The sequence below is a fragment of the Endozoicomonas gorgoniicola genome, from assembly GCF_025562715.2.
Classification (GTDB): Bacteria; Pseudomonadota; Gammaproteobacteria; order Pseudomonadales; family Endozoicomonadaceae; genus Endozoicomonas_A; species Endozoicomonas_A gorgoniicola.
Window position 1 is genome coordinate 251,765 of record NZ_JAPFCC010000001.1, and the last position, 21,255, is coordinate 273,019.

A 21,255-nucleotide genomic window follows, 5' to 3' on the forward strand; every position below is an offset into this window, starting at 1 on the left:
TTAGCGACGTGCGGCTCTTTCGATTGGTGGTTGCTCTTCAATCCCCCCGTCCTGCGCTGCCATGGTGTCGGCATTAACGTCCGGACTATCACTGATACCTTCTTCATTGCTCTCTTCGTCAGAGGCTTCATCATCGTCTTCGTCGTCGTAAGGGTCTACAGCATCATCTTCATCGTCGTCACCGTAGTAGGGTTTATCTTCCTCACTGCCTTCCTCAGTGTCTTCCTCGCTGTCTTCCTCGCTGCCTTCCTCGCTGCCTTCCTCGCTGCCTTCCTCGCTGTCTTCCTCAGTGTCTTCCTCGCTGTCTTCCTCGCTGTCTTCCTCGCTGTCTTCCTCGCTGCCTTCCTCGCTGCCTTCCTCGCTGTCTTCCTCGCTGTCTTCCTCGCTGTCTTCCTCGCTGTCTTCCTCGCTGTCTTCCTCGCTGTCTTCCTCGCTGTCTTCCTCGCTGTCTTCCTCGCTGTCTTCCTCGCTGTCTTCCTCGCTGTCTTCCTCGCTGTCTTCCTCGCTGTCTTCCTCGCTGTCTTCCTCGCTGTCTTCCTCGCTGTCTTCCTCACTGCCTTCCTCGCTGCCTTCCTCGCTGCCTTCCTCGCTGCCTTCCTCGCTGTCTTCTTCACTGGCAGTTTCAGGCTGTTTAACGTCATCTTCTGTTGCTGGTGGCTCAATTGGCTGGCTCTGCTCAGACGCAGCGATCTCGTCAGCGACTTTGCTTTCGTCGTTTTCATCCTGGTCTGTGACGGGTTGCAGGTCGGGAATCTGATCCGGTTCGACAGTTTGCGACGTGTCATGTTCGTCAGCCACCTCAGAACCGGATTTACTGACCAGCTGGTAACCCAGTGATTCATAGATGACTTCTTCAACAGATTGTAACTTCTTCCGTGCTGTAAGGGCTGCGGAAGCAATGCCGCCACCCACTGTTGAAATGCCTCCAGAGGCTGTTGAAAGAACGCTCATAACCGGTGATCCGATCTTGTCAAAACCCCACAGAACTACATCTGAGGCTCTGGAGCTTTTCATAGCCCAGGCTGTGTATTCGCTTAGAGTACCTATCCATGATGATACGGTGTTGGGCCTTCTGACCTGATCGGCAAGATCAGGCTTGCCAAATTTGTCATAGGTTCCCCGGGAGAAGCCGCCCAGTTGGTCAAGTCCGGTTACCTGGCCAACCCTTGCAGCGACAGAGGCTGCACTTTTCACTGTATTGGTGATGGGAGTCCAGGCCTCCAGGTCTTTGCCTTCAGCAAAACGGGTATCCTGGTGACTAAGGCTCAGTTTATGCAGTTTTTTCTCGAGACTCTGGGACAAGCTGTTTTTGGCGTTAGTGGGGACGCCATTTATGATATCTACAATCCCGGCAGGGCCTTCCAGCAGGTATTTGGTTCCGGCCAGATCGTTACGGCTCCAGTCATTAACGCCTTTGGCCAGATAATAGGCTACAACCGATCTAAACCCGGGTTGCCAATAAGACACTTCCTGCTGAACATGGGCAAAAGCCCCGGCAGCCATTGCGGCCTTGTTTGCTGCCCTGATAGCAGGATTGGTTCTTGTGAATGCTATAGGGTTTAATGCTGGAATCAAGGCAGCGCCGTAGATTCTGGTTGTAGCCAGACTTTGTGCCAGCTCCGCCGGGGCTCGCATCGTTTTTATACCATAGCGCTGTCCCAGGGAGTCATGCCAGTCATTCCAGTGCTTGACGGTTGAAGACCAGAGTTTTGAATAATATTGATCTTCCGGGCTGGACTGGTCGGAGTAGAGGGGAGCTTTACTATCCATCCACTGTGCAAGGTTTGTCATAGCCGGGTCAATGGCGTTGATCATCATCTTGTTGTACTGGTTGCCCCTTGTCATGTCGACGATGATACCAATCGCAGTGTACTCAAAGGCGTGCCAGGCGGTGTTCCAGCTCCAGATGTTATCAGCCCCGCCAAGTTTCAGCATGGCACCGACTTCATGAAACCCGACAGGTGCCTGAACAGCTAAAGAAACGGGTTTGAGAACATTGTCCATAAAGTCGGCACGCTCTCCCAGTATGTGCCGGAAGTGTTCGTCGTAGACACGAACAGCCTCTTTACCAAAGTAATTCAGGACATCTGAAACAAGCTGCTGCTGATGTTCTCCGCGAACCAGTCCGGCAGCCAGAAGGAATTCATCCAGCCCTTCGCCTGTGTCATTAATGGCGGCAATCAGCCCCCTGCCATCGTTATAGGCAATATCATCCAGATAGACATTAAGACGATTTCTGAAGTACAGGTACAGCAGGTTTTCAATGGTGTGATAGGAAGCGGTTCCGGCGGTATAGCCACTGTCTATTAACCACTTTCTGGCGCTTGCTGTGGTAGCGTCAAAATGTTGCATCTTGTCACTGGCGTATGCTTTCATTGCTGCAATTTGTTGACGAACCTTGTAACCGAACTTCTCGTATCTCCAGAGATCTGCATTGGCCAGGTCAAGAAGTGCTATCTCAATGATATCTGCAACGGTCTGATCGTCATCAAGCCTCCAGCTTCCGGTGATGCGTTCGAGAAACCTTTCAGACTTGTTCCGGGTCAGGCCGAGTTTATCCAGTGTTTCCTGGTTAGGGGCGATCTGGGCCGGGTCTTCTACACGTTTGCCTTCAGCGTAGAACGTCAATGCTTCCAGTACCTGGTCGTGTAGTTCAGGGTCTTTCTTTTCAGCAATGATGTATGGCATGGCAAAGTCGTAATAGTCTTTCGACTGCACCATCGCTTTGCGGGAGACTCCGGATAAGTTCGTCAAATCCAGATCAGCGGCAGCACTGCTTTCAGTAAGGACTGCTTCTAATTTTTCTATGTGGGAGGCTGTTTTAATCGCTCCGATTTCGTCAAGTTTATTGAGCATTGGCTTGATAAGCTTGTTCGATTCCGTCAGTCTTACAGCAATAGCCTCTAACGCTTTAGGCTCTATGTTCTTGTTTTTCGCCAGAGCTGTAAGCATCCTGGCATCCAGGGGATTCTGGAAGTCCATTTTTTGGAACGATTCTTTAGGAACTCCTGCCTTAGTGAGTCTCAGTAAATCACCCAGCAATAGCGACTCAGAGCTGCCTGGTTTCAGCTTCAGGTAATAGTCGATATAAGACTCAGGGGTGGCAGGTAAAGGCCCGTTAGCCAGCTGTTCTTGTAATGCTGTATTTTCTTTTTCCAGCTCCTGGATCTTAAACCGGTCTTTTCTTCCGTTCTCGAAGGTTTTTTCCGGGTCTGAGAAAAATGAATAGTAAGCATTGTGATCTTGCTCTGCCCGTCTCTGTGGGTCTTTGATCTTAGCCTTTACTTCCTCCAGTTTATCAATCAGGGGGTACCCATTTTCATCCGTCAAATCAACGAAATCCTGTTTTACGTGTTCTTCCCACACATCTGTCTTACTGAGCCCTTCATAATTATTCTTGAAGTTTTCAATGGTCTGCTCATGTTTTTTAAGGTAAACCGGGTCAAGATCCTCAGCATCCTCACTGACTTGAAGGGCAGGTTTGATCATGAGGTTTCTGATATGACCTGTTGTCTCCACAATACCATCAACCATGTCCAGGGCTTTGTTTATTGGTGATGCCTCATCGGATTGTTGAAAATTTCTGACTACTTCAATTACTTTGTCTGGTGTTGAATCTTCATTGATATCAGCCAACAGACCCTGAACGGACTCCACGCCTTCAATTTCAGATGCATCGTATGCTTCTGTAGCACTTTTAAGAGTCAGTAGTGACTTATGCAACTCACCCAGCTCTGACAGGTCATTGTTTATGGCAGACAGACTGTGACGGATGTTTCCGATTGTGATGGCCTCTTTCATAATCGGAGTGTTCATTGCCTTTATAATGTTTGTCCTGAAATCTGGAGACTGTTCCAACGAGGCTTTATAGGCAGCATCTAAATAATGTCGGGCAAACCCTCTCTTTGCTGCAATGTATTGATTAAATGGCTTAGCGTTTTCTGAGCGTTTGTCTGCCGCCCAGGGTGTGATAATTTCAACAGCTCTGGTTCTTTGTTCTTCAGTCCACTGCGGAACTTGAAGTAATTCATTTAACTCAAGCATGTTGTTATGGACTTCTGCAAAAGGTCTTAAGCCTTCTTTGCTTTGTGCATATTGAGCAAATTTTGTTTGAAACGCCTTCGGGTCCTTGAGTTGTAATATCTGGTCTAAAGTCCGCTTTTCCTGAAGACGATCTCCGCCGTTATGACTGTCGGCTGTCTTCAGCTGAGTTTGCAGGGAGCTGAAATCCAGCATGTCGGGGCTGTCAGGATGAATATACTGTTCGCCGGGGAGCTTTGCGTAATAAACGTGATGCAGAGGTTTGTGGATCTCATCTGTTTTTTTGACAAGTGGCTCATCATTCCAGCTTTCAATTTGCTCTCTGGTTTCTTTCAGATTGCTGCCAGTCGTCAGTGAATCATGTTTATCTTGCAGCTGCTTATATAATGGAGTCTCTTTTTCGGGTGTTTTTGAGAATGCAGGCAGCTCTGTTTCTCTGATGTCCTGTTTGGTGGCTTCAAGAACTTCTTCTAATTGCTTCTGACTTTTAAACCGCTTTGCATTGTAGTCTGAATCTGCTGTATAGGTTTCAATCAACTCATTAACAGCATTAAATCCCTCGTATTCCTGATCAAATTTCTCATTTCGTGTAGTGGCCCTGTAAATTTTAGCCTGAAGAGCGGACTTATATACATCCTGGGTTTTCGTAGACAGGGCAATATTCAATGCCTTGTCTACGTCTTCGACCGAAGGGTTTCTGACCATATCCAGACGAGCCGGAGTGATGTCAGCAGGTCCATTTTTAAAAGAATCCCTGAGCGTTTCCAGACCTGTTTTGATATGACCTATCCGTTCAGGCGTACGAGAGGTCAGTATCAGAAGGTCTGCCAGAATTTCTCTATCGCCGTCACTGGTGATTCCGATATCGGCCGCCACTTCTTTCAATTTACCCTCATCTACGCTGACAGTATTGCCGTCAGTTTCAACCAGTTCGCCAGCAATGAACTCCGGGCTATTTGCCAGACGGTCAAGGATATCTTCCGATCCCGCTCTGGTGAGCATATCGTTTACATTGCCCAGGATGTAGATACGAGCCTGTTGCATATCCAAATCACCCTGTGTGCCTGGTTCGATGAGGTTATCAAAAAAGTGCCTCATGGCGTGGTGCTTGTCAGGCGTTACTATGGCTTCAGGATCAAAAAGCAGTTCAGGATTTTTACTCAGCCAGTAGCGGGCAGCAGGCTTGGTTGCCATGAAGTCATAATATTTTGGATTGTCCCGCAGCACCTGCCTCTGATCCATAATTTTTTGGGGATCGGCTTCCTGCATTGCTACTTCAATATGCCCGACGGTCAGCACTTTAGCTTGTGGGTGTTGAGCAAGAGACAGAGTTTCTACTTTAAATTCTTCCAGATACTCTCGACTGTTTTCACCTGCCAGTTGTATATAGTTCAGAACTTCTCTTGACTTGTCTTTCAGCGCTGCGCCCGTGAGCGTATCATCAAATTCAACTTCACTCCCGGGGCGAATTCCTTCGTTGGGATCAACCAGATCTATAACGCCATTGATCGTATTAATCAGGCTGTTGTATTCATCCGCTGAAAAACTGGCAAGGAGTTTTGCATATTGCACAATCTCTCTTCTGTTGAATCGGCCCTCCAGTTTTTGATAGAACGCTTTTAGCGGTTCTACCCAGTTTCTGTCCAGAAGGTCGCTGTTACCAGGGTAGCTTTGAAGTTGCTCTGAGGTGAAGACGATAGAGTCGGTGGCAATTTTTGTCAGCCCCTTCATACGACGATTTGTTTCTTCCTGTAATATTTCCTGTGCTGTCAATTTTGTTGCATAAGCACCAGGGTTTAGCGCCTTTAATGTTCTTGTGTTAATAACGGTTATTGAATCAAAAGTCGATTGCGCCAGCTTCATTTCTTCAGGTGTGACATGATCGGGGCGAACGGCTTTAGTTCCACCATTTTCCTGAATGACTTTAGACGTATGCTCCCATAAGCCAGCTGGTTGTCTGGCTAGTGTAAGCAGGTCTTCCCAGCTTGCTTCTGGCATCTTGAAACGCAGTGCAATCTCCTTGTATTGATCTTCAACGACAGAGTAGTCACTGGCATCCGCTTGCTGTGGTACAGGGGCTTGTTCCAGTTCAAGCTGCAACTGAACGAGCTGATCAGGAGACAGGAAATACATCACTTTGCCCGCTGCCTGAACGTAGCTGGCAAGTGCTTCAGCGGTCAGTGAGGGAGAATAGGAAGCGATATCTTTAAGAGTGTTCAGACGTTTTTTGTCTGGAAGATACCGGGATGCAGGGAAGTCGTTCAGCTCCTCTGCATCAGGCACGAAGATAGTTCCATCTAGCCATTTTTGAAGTCTGTTCCGCTCTGCCTGGTTCCACATAACCGAGTATTCTTCAGGTGCGCGCTTATAGTACTCGTACATCGTCGATAGCGTTTCGTGATCAAGCCCATCGACCTGCAGGGACATCATGTGATAGCTATTGAGGCGTTGTAATAGTGGCTGTTCGGTTGGAGGCGTAGTTATTTTTTTGATAGCTCTGACATAGACTCCAAATTTCAGAACATCTTCAGGGTTGAAATTTTCTATAACGTTAACAAAAGGGGCTGGGTCATCAGCGCCGAAACTTTCTTTAACGTACTGTTCGAATTCTGTTTCCAGTTCCGGGTTAAGTTGCCCTGATTCGCCTGTTTGCCGGGAGGGCAGAAAATAGTGTTTCTGGAGGTCAGGTAATTTGTCGGCAAACTGATCCAGAGTTATGGAACTCTCACCATCAAAATGCTCCATCAGGGGAGCCATGTCCTTCAGCCTTTGAACAACTTCGTCAGGCGGCATGTGTTTGGGTAAGTTCAGCTGTTGCAGCGTCAGAAATTCGTTATTAGATAAAATGTCATCGTGACTGACAATGTCCGGATGAAGCAGACCGGCAGTGTCTCCTCTCACATATCGGGTAGAATCGGGATGAAAACTATCATCGCGGTTACCTTCTGTTGTACCGGGCAATTTGCTTATCGTATCTAGATTGGACTGTAGCTCTTTGCTTTTGTCAGCCTCTTGGGCAAGAGCCTGTTGAACGTCATCTATAACCTGTTTTATAAATTCGTCATTCTGTATCTTTTCTATCTGCTTTAATTCTTCCAGGTGATTATCAAGATCATCCCTGCTCTCTTTCAGTTGTCTCTGTATATTGTCATTATTGTCAGCCAATTGCTGCCGTTCCTGAGCCAGACGTGTGTTATCGAGCTTTAATTTTTCCAGATTGGCATTTCCAGCAACAAGATCATCCCTGGTCTTTTTCAGTTGTGCCTGTAAAACTTCTTTATTGTCAGCTAATTCCTGCTGTTCCTGAGTCAGGCGAGCGTTATCCTGTTTTAACTGTTCGAGATTGACACTTCCGGCAGCCATTTCCTCCTTGTTCTTTTGCAGTTGGTTCTGTACATCTTTCTCATTGCTGAGCGCTTGCTCCAGCTCTTTCTGTATTGTTTCCTTCTCGCTAACTAATTGATCCAGTTTTTGAGCGAGATCCTGAATATACTTGTCGAATGATTTTGCTTCTGCCGCGTTGTGATGATCATTGACCCTTTGCTCGCTGGATCTGTGTGTCTTTCTGTAGAACGCATCAATAAAATCGAGGCTGTCCTGATGATCATTGATCTGTTGCTTGCTGGATCTGTGTCTCTTTTTGAAGATCGAATCAGTCTGATCGAGGCCGTCCTTATGATCATCTGCTGTCCCACCCCGTTCAGCCATATGGATAGTGACAGCCTCTTCGAAATCGGCACCCATCACAAAGCCCCCAACTTCGGGATGGTTCATAAACTGACTGCGGAGGTAAGTCAGTAATGATTTCGAGTTCATCCGTTGAGCGGTCCGACTTTGCTCCTGGCTCGTTAGAGTCATCATGGATTTTGAACTTGTCTCGTGACTCAGCTTGGCACCACACAGAAAAAGCAGTTCCTGATCAGAAGCCAGTTTCTGTATCTCCAGCTCTTCGGGCAGAGCACTTGAGTGCTTGTTGCGAGCTTTCATCTTGATAAGTCGCTGCAATTGAGACGCAGAAGCCTTGCTTCGCAAATCCTTGGCAGACGACCTTGACAGCGTAATATCCTGATAGCTGTCGGTTGGCTGTTGGTATTTGTGTCGCTCAAGAAGGACAGTTGCGGCGGCTGAGTGGGGAATTAATTCGATCTCTCTGGGGGTGCTGCCTTCGGTCTGATGAATGAGAAAAACCGGGACATCCTCAAACTGTGCAAGATGAGAAGTGTCTTTGGCTCCCACCATAAAGCCTGGCTGATTACTCAGCATCGACTTCAGTAAAGCCTGAGTTTTTTTCGGATCACCCGACTCTGCCAGATAACTCTGAGTGTAAGCCGTCATCATGGCAGCGATGGCACCATCAACGTCAACCATAGTGGCAGTATCAGGTGACTCTGCTGCAGATGAGGCAGTGTTTATAAATGAAGGGCTATCGGATATACCTTTAAGGTGTATGACTATTTCTGTGAAATCATCAACACCTTTGTGAGTCAGTGCATGGGTGTTGGCAGCTAATCTTTCAAAGATGACTTTTGCAGCACTGGGGGCCGCGACTTCCGTATCATCAACAGTCAACGTTCTGATAGATTTTTTTTTCAAATAAGTCGTTAATTCGTTATGAAAATTTTGGCCTCTACGGAGTTTTTTCTGTATTGAAAATGTGGTCTCGCCGGATTCTAAGTTGCGAGACATCTTGATAGCACTTTTTCCATTTTTCTGGATACTGACTGTAAAGTGACTGGCGAGCTGACCTTTCTCTTCTGTCACTTTGTTTTCTGTCTCGACTACGACATCAACCCCTGAATCTTTCAGTTTTTTATCCAGAAGCCTGAAATAAGGCATGTTCTTTTCATCCAGCCTGGATGCCTGACCGATAGTCTGCTTGAAAGAGCTACCTTCACTGTCTGTTTGAGCCAGTTCGACTTTGGCAGACCCTTCATTAAAGCCTGAATTTTTCGCGTCCCAGGTGAAGGTTTTTATCTCAAAATCATTACACAAGGCTGCGGTACAAATGAATGACGAGCTAATCGCCGCTGCAATGGCACTTCTCATAAAGCTCGGACGTTCGTTGCTCATTCTACTACCTCAGACTGCTGAAAAATTACAAAGCGTTTGCATGAACAATTTGGCTTCAAACAAAAACTTTTAGCAGTAAATGGGATAGCTGCAAGTCGGTACTGACAATTTTGATTTGCTTGACTTCGAATTATCGGGAATTATCCCCCTAAGATTGGACAGGAGAAGGAGGCAGTACTGATAGCAGAATTTAGAATAAAAAATATGGATTTATAATAAGATTGATTTTTTTGGTAAAAAGGCAAAAAAAAAGCCACAAACAGGGAAACTGTTTGTGGCTTTTTTCAATTCAAGCGGTTGTCTGAATTATGCCGCTTTAGCTGAACCAATAAACTGGCTACGCAGCTCTTCAATCTTCTGGATATAACCGTTGTATTCCGGAGATCCGTCGTGAGAGTAGTTCAGGTTCTTGAACAGACCGGTCAGTTTCACGAAGTAATCGCGGGCCACTTCTTTATCAGCGAAGTTGTAGTTCTGGCGAATCAGGCTGACAGCCAGTTCAAAGCAGGCTTTCTGGCGAGACAGAGGGCAGCTGCTGTCGACATCGTCAAAGGCGTCCTGCTGCAGATAAACCATGTCCAGCAGGAAGGATTTCTGGAAGGTCACATAATCTTCCAGGGTCACACCTTCTTCACCGGTTACCTGCATCATCTGATTGATGCTGTCGCCCTGAACCAGCAGCTTCTGCATTTCCTTAACGTCTTCTACCCATTCCGGAGACAGGTTGTTGCCGTACCAGTCTTTTAGCTGATCCAGGTAACGGGACCAGGAGATCAGCGGGTCAATCGCCGGATAGAAACGCTTGTAAGCGCGGTCGTAAGACAGACCCAGGAAGGTCTTAACGGTACCCAGGGTGGCCTGAGTCACCGGCTCTTCGAAGTTACCACCGGCTGGTGATACAGAGCCGATCATGGTCAGGGAGCCTTCCTGTTCCTCTTCGTTGGTGATAACGCCGCAACGCTCGTACACACCCTTGATGGCGGAGTCCATGTACGCCGGGAAGCCTTCTTCACCCGGAATCTCTTCCAGACGGTTAGAGGTTTCACGCATCGCCTGCGCCCAGCGGGAGGTGGAGTCAGCAAGTGCCAGGATGTTGTAACCCATCTGACGGTAGTATTCACCCAGGGTCAGGCCTGTGTAGATGGAGGCTTCACGAGCCGCTACCGGCATGGAGGAGGTGTTACAGATGATCACGGTACGGTCGATCAGAGCGCCACCAGTGGTCGGATCCTGCAAGTGCGGGAACTCTTCGATGGTTTCTACCACCTCACCGGCACGTTCACCACAGGCGGTCACGATAACGATATCGGCGTTACTGTAACGGGAGAACGAGTGCATCAGAACGGTCTTACCGGAACCGAATGGACCAGGAATACAACCCGTACCACCACGGGCAATCGGGAAGAAGGTATCGACGATACGTTGTGTGGTCACCAGAGGGGTATTCGGGTACTGGCGGGTCGTCTTACCTTTCTTCTGCAGAGTCTCGGAAATAGAGCGACGTACCGGCCATTTCTGGTACATGGTCAGCTCGACTTCTTCACCACGCTCGTTCTTCACGCGGGCAACAACGGTATCAACAGAGAAGCTACCTTCCTGAATCCATACCACTTCCACTTCGCCGTCGGTGTCGAAAGGAATCATGATCTTGTGGGTGAAGCGACCTTCCGGCACAGTACCGAAGGTTTCACCGGCACGCAGTTTGTCGCCAATCTTGGCAACAGCGGTGAAGGCCCAGGTCTGGGCGCGGTCCAGGGATTCTACTGCAACACCGCGCTGCAGGAACTTACCGTGAATGGCAGCCAGACGCTCCAGCGGGTTCTGCAGACCGTCGTAGATCATGCCCAGGATGCCCGGACCCAGATCCACAGACAGCAGCTGGCCAGTCTGGATGATACCGTCGCCCACAGCAACACCACGGGTGTCTTCGAACACCTGAATGTCAGCGGTATTGCCACGTACCCGCAGAACTTCTGCCATCAGCTGTTCGTCTACGGCTTCGTTGGAACGGCGGCTTGGCAGAACGTACACCACTTCGTTTTTTACCAGCGGTTTTTCGCTGGTGCTTTCGATGGTGATGATATCGCCCATCACTGCCACGACCCGGGCAGTTGCCTCAAGTTTTACTTCAGTACTTGCTTGTTCACTCATACTTCAATATCCAGTAATCCGAATCAGGCGGCAGAGCCGGGCAATTGCTTGACGAATTCGCCCAGTGCCTGATCGGTTAGCTCGCGGAAACGCTCCATTGCCTGCTCGCCATCGTAGGCGGTCCAGCGGGCAACCAGGCTCCAGCGCAGCACATAAATAATAACGGCTTCAAAATCGAAGCTATGCTTGCGACTAGCGTCGTCCAGTTTGCGCCACACGGCTTCCAATAGAGTCTTTTCCAGCGTCAGGTAGTCCTGCTTGTTCAGGCACTCGATAACGGTTGGAATCCATGGGAAGGCGTGCTGTAGCCCCAGGGTCGGGTTGCTCCAGTTACGGCGGATGTAAGCGTAACGGGAACCGTAGCTCCACTGAGGATCGCCCGGAGCCTGTGCTCCACGCATTTTGCGGCGCAGGGCTGCCACCACGGTGCGCATGTCCAGTCGCCAGTCCACCAGTTCTTTCAGAGTGTCGCTGGTCAGCTCGGAACTCAGGCGCGCAGCCAGACGGATCAGCGCCGCTTCGTCGACATCTTCGCCCAGGTGGCTCCAGTGCATAAGCTGTTCCACCTTGATCAGGGTGTCCCGATCTTCCGTGGACAGCATGGACAGTCGACGATCAAGCTGCAGACGGGAGATCGGTGTGATCTTGCTGTCAAACAGCGAGTCGATATGCGGCAACGATGTCAGCAAGGTGTAGTAGGCATTCTCTGCCATTTCATGCTCCTTGACTTGCGCGGGTTGGGGCGGGCGCTTTGCCCGTCCCAACCGGCGTTATTTAACGATGCCTTCCAGCAGTGCGCGGAAACGTGGCTGCAGGTGGCGCAGCAGTACGGCAGCTACGGCTTCATCGTCCAGCTGGACTTCGATGTCTTTGTCTTTCAGACGGAAACCGATGCCGGTCTTGTCGTCGATGCTGAAGGTGACACCTTCGCCCAGCATGTCGGCAGCCTGTCTGGTCACAAACTCCAGTAGCGGGCCTTGTTGCACCAGCTCCGGGTGTTCACGCAGCTGGTCAACACCAATCACACTGCGGGGCAGAACCACTTCAACGTTGTCTTCGCCACGCAGGTTGTTTTCGCCAGCCACTTCCAGAATCATCTTCTGCAGCAGTTCTTCTTTTTCCATGGAGCTGCTGACCACCGCAGTCACTTGCTGGGAAAATTGCTCCAGCAGGTAGTCTTTCAGTTCCAGGATGGCATTGCGTTCTGCCAGTTGCAGGGCTTCCTTACCGGCTTTGGTAATGAAGTCTGCTTCTTCACGAGCCTTGCCGACAATGGCGTCAGCTCGGGTCTGTGCTTCTTTGATCAGCTCGGCGGCCTGAGCCTCGGCGTCGCTGATAATTTTGTCCGCTTCGGTGCGGCCGTTCTGAACACCCTGCTTGCGCAGTTTTTCAATCAGTTCCTGAACGCCAACGGACGCTTTACCTTCGGGGTGTATCGCTGCAGTCATAGTGTATTTCCTCTGATTTCCATTGGCTGAACCGTTGCTTTTATGGAAAGCATCGGTTCAGCATCATCACGGGATGGCTCAGCCGGCGATGGACTGACCCATAACCAGAGCGAATACGAATGCGAATACCGCAAAACCTTCTACAATCGCAGCTGGTGCGATGGACAGACCGAATACTTCAGGCTTGTTCTTGGAAGCGTTGATCGCAGCAGCAACCGCCTGACCCTGGTAGGTTGCGGAGTACATCAGGGCAACACCTGTCAGCAGACCGATACCGAACAGGCCAGGAGCAGTCGCTTCGCTCACGCCCAGACCGCTCAGGGTGAACATGATAACGATACCGTAGATAACCTGAGAAGATGGCATCGCAGACAGACCAACGAATTTACCGTAGCCGCTTTCTACGTCCAGCATGGCGCCACAGGCTGCCTGACCAGCCACCGAACAACCAATCGCAGAACCTACCGCGCCCAGCGCAACAGGAGCGAAGACACCCAACCAGCCCAGTGCAATAATCAAGTTTTCCATTATCAATCCTCTTTCTTACTAAATGCTTTAAACGGGTAGCCCTCGTCGGACAGACCCCAGTTAACAAATTCAATAACGTTCAGACGCATGCCGTGAACCACGCCGCTCATAAGACACAGAGCGAAGTTAAGAACGTGACCCAGCAGCAGAATCAGACCTGCAAACAGCACCCCGATGACCGGGCTGGAGTTCAGTACGTCCATCGCCAGCGAGTTAAAGGTCATGGCCAGGGACGCACCGGACAGGCCGAGCGCGAACAGACGCATGTAACTCAGCACATCGCCAAAGGCCGATGTGATGTTGTAGACCGCTTTCAGACCATCCAGACCACGCAGGAGCAGATCACCGGCCGAGCGAACCTTACGGGTACTGGTGAACAGGAAGATGAACACGCCACCCACTGCCATCATGCCCGGACCGAACAGGTCGGCAAAGGTTTCCGGCAGTGTGCCGGACATGCCAAACCAGGTGCTCAGGCCACCGCTCATGACCAGCGCCCACCCCAGGGGGGACAGGGCATAACTGCTTGAGCGGTTGACCCAGGCGGTCATGACATTGGCAACGACCAGGTGCGCTACACCGACAAATACGGAGAGTTTCATCATCGCACCATAGTCGTTCAGGTTCACGAAGGCGATATCGCCGAGAATCCCGCCTTCCGGCGAAACGCCGAAGTAACTGCCAATCATGACACCCCAGACAATACCCACGGCGGACATGAAGTACGCCATGTTCATCAGGCGTGAGCCTGCTTCTGACTGCTTCAGCTTGCCCCGGGACATGTACACGATGAGACCGAACAGGAAACTGTACATCACATCGGACATGATCATGCCGAAGAACAGCGAGAACGAGTAGAACACCACGTTGCCCGGATCCCAGGTCCGATAGTTCGGGGTCTGGAAGAAGCCCAGGGCATCGGCGCCACCACCGGTACCGGAAGCTTTTTCCAGCAGGGTCGGCGGTTTGTCGTCTTCGGTCGGTTCTTCAAACAGGGCAGCGACACCGTTCTCTATACAGAACGCTTCTGCTGCCTGACGTTCGCTTTCAGGAATCCAGCCCTGTACCAGGAAGAACTCCTGTTCATCCTGAGTGGTACTCTGGGCTTCTGCCAGCTCTGCGGCATCCTGTCGGGCTGCAATCGCCTGACCCAGCAGGTAGTTCCAGCGAGTCAGGGCTTCGCGTTCAGAGTACAGGTCTTCCAGTAGCTGTTTGGACTCTTCCAGCTCATCTTCCAGACGGGACAGAGGCACTGAACCTACCCGTGAGCGTACGACAGGCAGCAGATCTTCTGCCGGTTCCTGGTCGGAGATCACGATCACATAAACGTGCTTCTGGTCTTTGCCCATAATCTGCCAGGGTAGCTCTATGCTATCCAGGGCCGATTGTTCGCCCAGGGGAAGAACGTAGAACCAGAGGCGTTGTCCGTCGAGTTCAGACAGTTTCGGGAAGTTAAATTCACCCCAGGGGCGAACGTCCCGGATACGTTCTTCCAGCTTGTCACGGGCATCGCTCACTTCGCGGGTACTGGATTTGTTATCCAGTACTTCACGCACTACCGTGTCGATGTCCGCTATGGACTTGTCCTTCACCTGTCGTCTTGTTCTGGGCGCCCGTTCCAGCCAGGCCAGTGCTTCGCTGGCTTCCGCTGGCTGCAGTCGCACTGAGGCTTCTGCAGGCTGATCCGTCAACGGGATCAGGTGCAGGCAGCCCATCGCCTGCAGTCCCTGTAGGACATGAGCCTTATCCTGGCTCGGCCCGTACAGGGTGATCTTGTTAAGTTGTTTTATAGCCATGTCTTATCCCCAGATAGAATGCCTCTCTTTACCAGGTGTCACCGCTCAGCCAGCCGCTGCCGCTTTGGCTTCCTGCGCCAACACCTTGCCCTTGGAGAGCTTGGCGTTCATAACGCTGGCGCGGTCCTGGTCGGACATGTAAATCTGGATTTTCTGGATGTTCTTCTTGGTCTGAGGAATCAGTACCTTGGAGAACAGGTTAACCCGCTGCGAAGTGGTACGGGTTGCCTTGTCGAGTTCAGCGTAACGCAGTTCGCGTACCTGATATTCAACACGCAGTCGTACCATCTTCTGCAGCAGTTCCACCAGGAAATCCACCCAGTGAGGCTTGGCCAGGTCGCTGTAGGGCGTCAGTTCGATATCGATGTTGCCCACGGCAGGTACGGTTGTACCGACAATGTTTTCATCAATCAGTTTGACGTTTTTTACACGAACCAGGTTTTCTACCGGAACGTCGGCGCGAGCCAACATCGGCAGTTGTGCCTGTACCAGACGCTCAACGTCAGCCAGTTCGGTGCGAGCCTCAGCCAGTGCCTCTTCCGCTTTCTTACGTTCAGCCATCAGCTGCTGGCGCTTCAGTTCCAGCGCCGGCAGGTAACGGTTGTACGTTTTTAAGCTGCGCTTTTCTTTGTTAAGCGAACTTTTGTTGAGGGCTACCTTGGCCATGGTTTATGCCTCTGCTGCTGCGGCTACTTTATCAGCCCCGGCGGTTTTGCCCTCGACACCGACGGCAGCCTGCTCTTCATCAGAAAGGCCGGGCCAGTACTTCTCCAGCAGGCTCTGCTTCATCAGGGTCTCGCCCGGTTCAAAGCATTCCGCCAGAGTTTCCCAGCACAGGTCCAGAGCGTCTTCCAGGCTCATGGCTGCATCCAGAGACATAAAGCGCTCTTTAAACAGGTCGCCAAACCGGATGGTTTTCAGGTCATAGCTGGACAGTTCAAACGCCATAGCCTGCTTCTGCTTGGCATTCACGGAGTCGGAGTAGAAGCGGATCATGGTGTTCATGATCGGTGAGTGGTCGTCGCGGGTCTCTTTACCCTGAACCATCTGCTTCAGTCGGGACAGGGAGCCGAACGGATCCAGTACACCGTCGTGCAGATAGAACTGACCTTCGGTGATGTAGCCGGTGTTGTCCGGTACCGGGTGAGTAACGTCATTACCCGGCATGGTGGTGACTGCCAGAATGGTAACGGAACCCGCACCTTTGTAGTCACAGGCTTTTTCGTAACGCTTCGCCAGCTGGGAGTAAAGGTCACCCATGTAACCACGGTTCGCAGGAATCTTGTCCATTGCTACACCGATTTCCTTCATCGCGTCAGCGTAGGAGGTCATGTCGGTCAGCAGTACCAGTACTTTCTTGGACTCTTCTACGGCGAAGTGTTCTGCCACTGCCAGCGCCATGTCCGGAGTCAGCAGGCGTTCTACCGTTGGGTCAGAGGCCTGGTTGGTGAACATAACGGTACGGGAGGATACGCCCGCCTTTTCAAACTCGTTACGGAAAAAGTGGTAATCGTCGAAGATCAGACCCATGCCGCCGAACACAACCACGTCGGCTTCAGCCTGAATCGCGATACGTGCCAGGAAGCGGTTGTACGGTTCACCGGCTACAGAGAAAATAGGAATCTTCTGGGACTCTACCAGGGTGTTGAATACGTCGATCATTGGTACGTTGGTACGCACCATGCGGGACGCCAATACACGACGAACAGGGTTTACAGAAGGACCGTCGATCTCCACCTTGGGATCCTGTTCCAGTGCAGGGCCACCGTCAATCGGTTCACCAGCACCATTAAAGATACGGCCAAGGATGTTCGGAGAGTAGGTCGCCTTCATTGGCTCACCCAAAAAGCATACGGCGGCACCGGTAGACAGACCTTTGGTGCCTGCGAATACCTGCAGGGAAACCTCTTCATGGTCGATCTTGATGATCTCGGCCATGGAGTAGGGTTGACCATTCTGTTCAATCAATGCCAGATCGCCATAATTGGCTCGGGCATTGCCTTCCGACAGGTTCGGCACTTGAACGCGAATCAAATCACCAACAATGCTGAGAATGTTGGTGTATCGCAATAAGCTCTGGGGCATCTCTGCTCCTCTGTACTGCTCGGAGCCGGTTGGGCTTGAGTCAGTGAGGGGACTCAGGCCTTTCTGGCTCCATGGAAAATACAGCACCTCTAACGAACGAGAACGAACGAGATCGAACGAGATCGAACGATAAAAGCACTAAGACCAATGCCCTCAATTGAGGCTGTTGCAAAAGAACGGAGCAATTTTTTAACGATTTGTCATAACAGGTGTCATGACAAATCGTTTATGGAAAAGGCTCCAAACCTTTGCAACAACCCCAAACAATGTAAAACAAACGTCTTACAGGTTTTCAGAAAATCTCGGTGTGAGGACAACCCAAAATCTCTCAATAGTAGACAATCTCAGCGCCTTCGGACGAAGAAGGCGCTGATGCGCAGACCCGGGTTCCGGACTGACCGGAAAGTACACTGGCAGCGTTGTGCAGATTGCCTATTGCACAAAATCGTCGACTGTCGTTTAACTGGCGGTCGACTAATTTATCTTTAGCAAGCTCGTTTTTAGCAAGCTCGTTTTTAGCAAGCTCGTTTTTAGCAAGATAGCCACTGGCTGCTTTCACCTTTGGAGCCATCGCCGTGTCATTGAATCCCAGTGACTCAAGATGGGTAACGGTAATGGTGCGAATCAGTCTTGCTTCCGGGTGACCGGGCTTGTCTGAAACGGCATCAATGCTCGATAGCAGCAGCAATGCATTAGCGTTCAGTGTGCGCGCAATTAATGCGGCGGTTTCATCTCTGTCAACCATGGCTTCGACGCCATTGATGCGGTTATCTGTGCTTTTTCGGACGGGCAGACCGCCGCCGCAGCCACAGATAACGAACATATTGTCAGCGGCGACCAGATGTTTCAGGGTCGCCATTTCCAGGACGCCTTTTGGTTCCGGAGCAGGGATCATTCGGCGATAAAGTCTTCCTGTTTGCTTCAGTACCCAGTCCGGGTTCTGCTCCTGTACCAGTTGTGCCTGTACTCTGTTGTACAATGGTCCAACATAACGTGTCGGATGTATCATTGCCGGATCGTCAGCGTCAACCAGTGTCAGGTGCGACATGCTGCAAAATGACTGTTGCGGCAGCTGGTTTCTCAGCGCCTGCTCCAGCAGGAAGCCCGTCACTGCCCTGGCCTGGGCTCCCAGAACATCGGCAGTGCCGGTGTTCAGGTCGGCGCAATTGCCATTCATCAGGGTCAGAAGGCCAATTGCCGGGCCATTGCCGTGCAGCAATATCACTTGATGTTGGTTCGCTATTTCGGCAATGCATTGGGCTGCGTGTTGAATGCATTGTCGCAGCGCATGTGAATTGAGAGGTTGATCTCTCTGCACAATCGCGCTGTCTCCCAGGGCAATGACTACCAGCATGGAATATCTCCGGTCAGTCAAGGCCGTTGGGAAAGCCGGGAGATTAATCACCCAGCGTTGCCACCATAACAGCCTTGATGGTGTGCATCCGGTTTTCGGCCTGATCAAACACGATGGAGTGTTCAGACTCAAAAACCTCTTCGGTCACTTCCAGACCGTTCATGCCCTTTTCTCCTTTGAAGAAGTGTTCCGCAATTTCCTGACCAATAGTGGTTTCGTCGTTGTGGAACGCAGGCAGACAGTGCAGGAAGCGAACATCCGGATTGCCGGTCTGCTCCAGCATGGTCTGGTTGACCTGGTAGGGGATCATCAGTTTTACCCGCTCTTCCCAGGCTTCCATCGGCTCGCCCATGGAGACCCAGACATCGGTGTAAATAAAGTCGCAATCGGCGACGGCTTCCTCAACCGATTCAGTAATAGTGAGTCTGGCACCTGAGTCTCTGGCGATGCTCTGGCATTGCTCAACCAGGGCCTCATCAGGAGCAAAACCAGCCGGAGCAGCGATTCGGAAATCCACACCCATTTTAGCTGAACCCACCAGAAGTGAGTTGGCGACATTGTTGCGCCCGTCACCCACATAACAGAGTTTCAGTTCGTTCAGCGGACGACCATTGCCGTGTTCAATCATGGTCAGAAAATCGGCCAGAATCTGGGTTGGATGCCATTCGTTGGTCAGACCGTTCCATACGGGAATACCGGCAAACCTGGCGAGTTCTTCGACGTGCTGTTGTAAATGTCCGCGAAATTCTATGCCGTCATACATGCGTCCCAACACCCTGGCTGTGTCTTTGACGGACTCCTTACTTCCCATTTGTGATCCACTGGAAATGTAAGTGACATTGGCTCCCTGGTCAAAAGCAGCCACCTCAAAAGCACAGCGCGTGCGGGTGGAGGCTTTTTCAAAAATCAGTGCAATGTTTTTGTTTTGTAAAAAACAAGGCTCTTCGCATGACTTCTTCGCGGCTTTTAACTCGCGGGATAGTGTCAGCAGGCCGTTGATTTCTTCGGAAGTAAAATCCAGAAGTTTGACGAAGTGACGATTTTTCAGTCTGAAATCCATAATATTGCTCTTTTTTAATCAGTTTCCTGTCAGGAGATTCGGGAACAAATGCCCGGTAAACTCCGGATACAGAGAAAAGTTGGATCGCTGATTGAGTGGCTGCTGTTTGCAGTCCTAATCGCAGAATCGAACATCTTCTATCGCCTCAGGTCTGATGTCCAGATCCTGTATGCGAATAGGTAATATCGGGTAGAGTAGCGTGCACTCGCTATGCTGATAAAATAATTTCTAAATAACCCGGTATGCAGAGCTGTAAAAACACATATCGCTTACGGATGGAACACAGTGGGTATAGACTATCGTTGACGTATGTAGATAGCATTACGTACAAATACGTTTGCGTAGTGATATGGCTTAGCGCTTATTCAGGGGCTCCATTAGGACTTACGCATTGACAGCAGGCTTTAAAATTTGATAGCAGCCACAAATGACTATCTTTCAGGGACGAAAGTGAGAAGTACTACTCGCCCAACAACTGCAAAATGCACACTTCCACAATACATGGGATTTTTGATCAGCGAGCCTAAATCATCAACATGCACAAGGTTGGCAGAAGTGACTGCCATTTCTCACGATAGCGTTAACCGCTTTCTTCAGCGCGAAAATTACCAACCATCGAACATTTTCAGGTGCGTAAGTCCTATCTATGCTTCTCGCGCTTTGTGTTTTCGCTTTGCTGGTTCTTGAGGTGAGTTGGCACCTATGACTGTGTGATTTTAATGGGATTAAATACTTAATATGTAAATTTAATTTACACTCAGATGTTGAGAGCTGTTGTTAGTAGAGCGAAGTTGTCGCCAGTTGGTCACTAATGGTTTCTCCTGTGATTGAATTAACAATAAGGTGTTTTCGATAGCGGTTTTCATCTAGATAAACGATCTCTCTGACTGGAACGTTGTTACGGTTTTTTGAAGTTGTTCTCAGGATGATCATATTTTTGTGGGCTTTGCGAGCGTCGTTAAGAATATCACTCAGCGGAATCTGGTTACCGGATAGTTTGAGCTCGAACGTGTGTTCATTCAGTAGCAGACCAGTGTAAGCATCCGTTTCTGCATGCCAGTGTTTTTTTCTGGTATCGGTGAATTCGACTACCCGAATCTCGTTACCCTGATTGTTTTCAATCCAGGTTTTAGTGATATTGGCAATCTGGTGTTTTTTGCGCAGGTTAACCAGAATTTTTTCCAGAGACATCGGGAAGCGCATGGTGGCCAGTTCAATCTCTTTACCGGTGAAGGCATCAACCACCAGGCGCTGCATTCCCTGACGGCTGGCTTTAAACTCGGGAGTAAAGTCAATAAAACGAACAGTACGCCGGTCCTCCTGAATAAGGCGTGTGTTATAAACGACAACGTTACCATGTTGTTTACGCATCTGGCTGATGATCTGTTCCAGCGGAATTGGACGTTTGGTCGTGTCGGTCTGGCAGTAGGCTGGTGAGGCAGCGGTCAGAGTGACAGCAAAAAGCGGAACCAGTATAAACAGCGCTTTTGACCGGATAAAGGTATTCATAATGACCTTCCTTATGAAGGCATTGACGTTCTTGTTAGCCAATGATGAAGACTCATTGTCGTACGTTATCAGAGTGTTGTAACAGGAAGCAGCATCGGGGACAGGCTCCGGACATACTCTCTGAACAGCAAAATCTGCATCTGATAACTTTAGGACTGATTTGAGGAAAAGCAAGGGCAGGTTCCCTTTGAACAGGGTCAACAGGGAACCTTT

11 protein-coding genes and 1 pseudogene are annotated in these 21,255 nt (G+C 50.2%); 1 reads left to right on the forward strand and 11 read right to left on the reverse strand.

Translation table 11 applies throughout. The features are described 5' to 3' along the window. The 10 genes from NX722_RS01195 to argF form a co-directional block, all read right to left on the reverse strand. Positions 1 to 9,111: a CCDC158 family protein gene (locus tag NX722_RS01195; RefSeq protein WP_262566340.1), complete on the reverse strand. Its 9,111-nt coding sequence runs from the start codon at positions 9,109 to 9,111 to the stop codon at positions 1 to 3. Positions 9,112 to 9,417: 306 nt separating this feature from the next. After that, positions 9,418 to 11,262 carry a V-type ATP synthase subunit A gene (locus NX722_RS01200; RefSeq protein WP_262566341.1) on the reverse strand — a complete coding sequence of 615 codons (1,845 nt, stop codon included), beginning with the start codon at positions 11,260 to 11,262 and terminating at the stop codon, positions 9,418 to 9,420. Between the two features lie 23 nt (positions 11,263 to 11,285). After that, on the reverse strand, positions 11,286 to 11,975 hold the full coding sequence (locus tag NX722_RS01205) for a DUF2764 domain-containing protein (RefSeq protein WP_262566342.1): 690 nt from the start codon (positions 11,973 to 11,975) through the stop codon (positions 11,286 to 11,288). Between the two features lie 57 nt (positions 11,976 to 12,032). After that, positions 12,033 to 12,710 carry a hypothetical protein gene (locus NX722_RS01210; RefSeq protein WP_262566343.1) on the reverse strand — a complete coding sequence of 226 codons (678 nt, stop codon included), beginning with the start codon at positions 12,708 to 12,710 and terminating at the stop codon, positions 12,033 to 12,035. A gap of 78 nt (positions 12,711 to 12,788) precedes the next feature. Further along, positions 12,789 to 13,238 carry an ATP synthase subunit C gene (locus NX722_RS01215; RefSeq protein ID WP_262566344.1) on the reverse strand — a complete coding sequence of 150 codons (450 nt, stop codon included), beginning with the start codon at positions 13,236 to 13,238 and terminating at the stop codon, positions 12,789 to 12,791. A 2-nt stretch (positions 13,239 to 13,240) separates the two neighbouring features. Then, the gene (locus tag NX722_RS01220; protein WP_262566346.1) at positions 13,241 to 15,034 is read right to left on the reverse strand and encodes a V-type ATP synthase subunit I; all 1,794 of its coding nucleotides are present in this window, start codon (positions 15,032 to 15,034) and stop codon (positions 13,241 to 13,243) included. Between the two features lie 45 nt (positions 15,035 to 15,079). Then, complete coding sequence (locus tag NX722_RS01225) at positions 15,080 to 15,700, reverse strand: V-type ATP synthase subunit D (protein ID WP_262566347.1); 621 nt, start codon at positions 15,698 to 15,700, stop codon at positions 15,080 to 15,082. A gap of 3 nt (positions 15,701 to 15,703) precedes the next feature. Then, positions 15,704 to 17,119: a V-type ATP synthase subunit B gene (locus tag NX722_RS01230; protein WP_262566348.1), complete on the reverse strand. Its 1,416-nt coding sequence runs from the start codon at positions 17,117 to 17,119 to the stop codon at positions 15,704 to 15,706. A gap of 328 nt (positions 17,120 to 17,447) precedes the next feature. Next, the gene (locus NX722_RS01235) at positions 17,448 to 18,473 is read right to left on the reverse strand and encodes an amino acid kinase family protein (protein ID WP_262566349.1); all 1,026 of its coding nucleotides are present in this window, start codon (positions 18,471 to 18,473) and stop codon (positions 17,448 to 17,450) included. A gap of 43 nt (positions 18,474 to 18,516) precedes the next feature. Beyond that, positions 18,517 to 19,533 (reverse strand): ornithine carbamoyltransferase, encoded by a 1,017-nt coding sequence (gene argF, locus NX722_RS01240; RefSeq protein WP_262566350.1) that lies wholly within the window; start codon positions 19,531 to 19,533, stop codon positions 18,517 to 18,519. Between the two features lie 450 nt (positions 19,534 to 19,983). On the opposite strand from argF, the pseudogene NX722_RS01245 reads away from it, so the two are divergent. After that, positions 19,984 to 20,160: pseudogene (locus NX722_RS01245) on the forward strand (IS701 family transposase); the annotation flags it as partial. 150 nt (positions 20,161 to 20,310) lie between these two features. Here NX722_RS01245 and NX722_RS01250 read toward each other — a convergent pair. Further along, the gene (locus tag NX722_RS01250) at positions 20,311 to 21,042 is read right to left on the reverse strand and encodes a hypothetical protein (protein ID WP_262566351.1); all 732 of its coding nucleotides are present in this window, start codon (positions 21,040 to 21,042) and stop codon (positions 20,311 to 20,313) included. Positions 21,043 to 21,255: the final 213 nt, after the last annotated feature.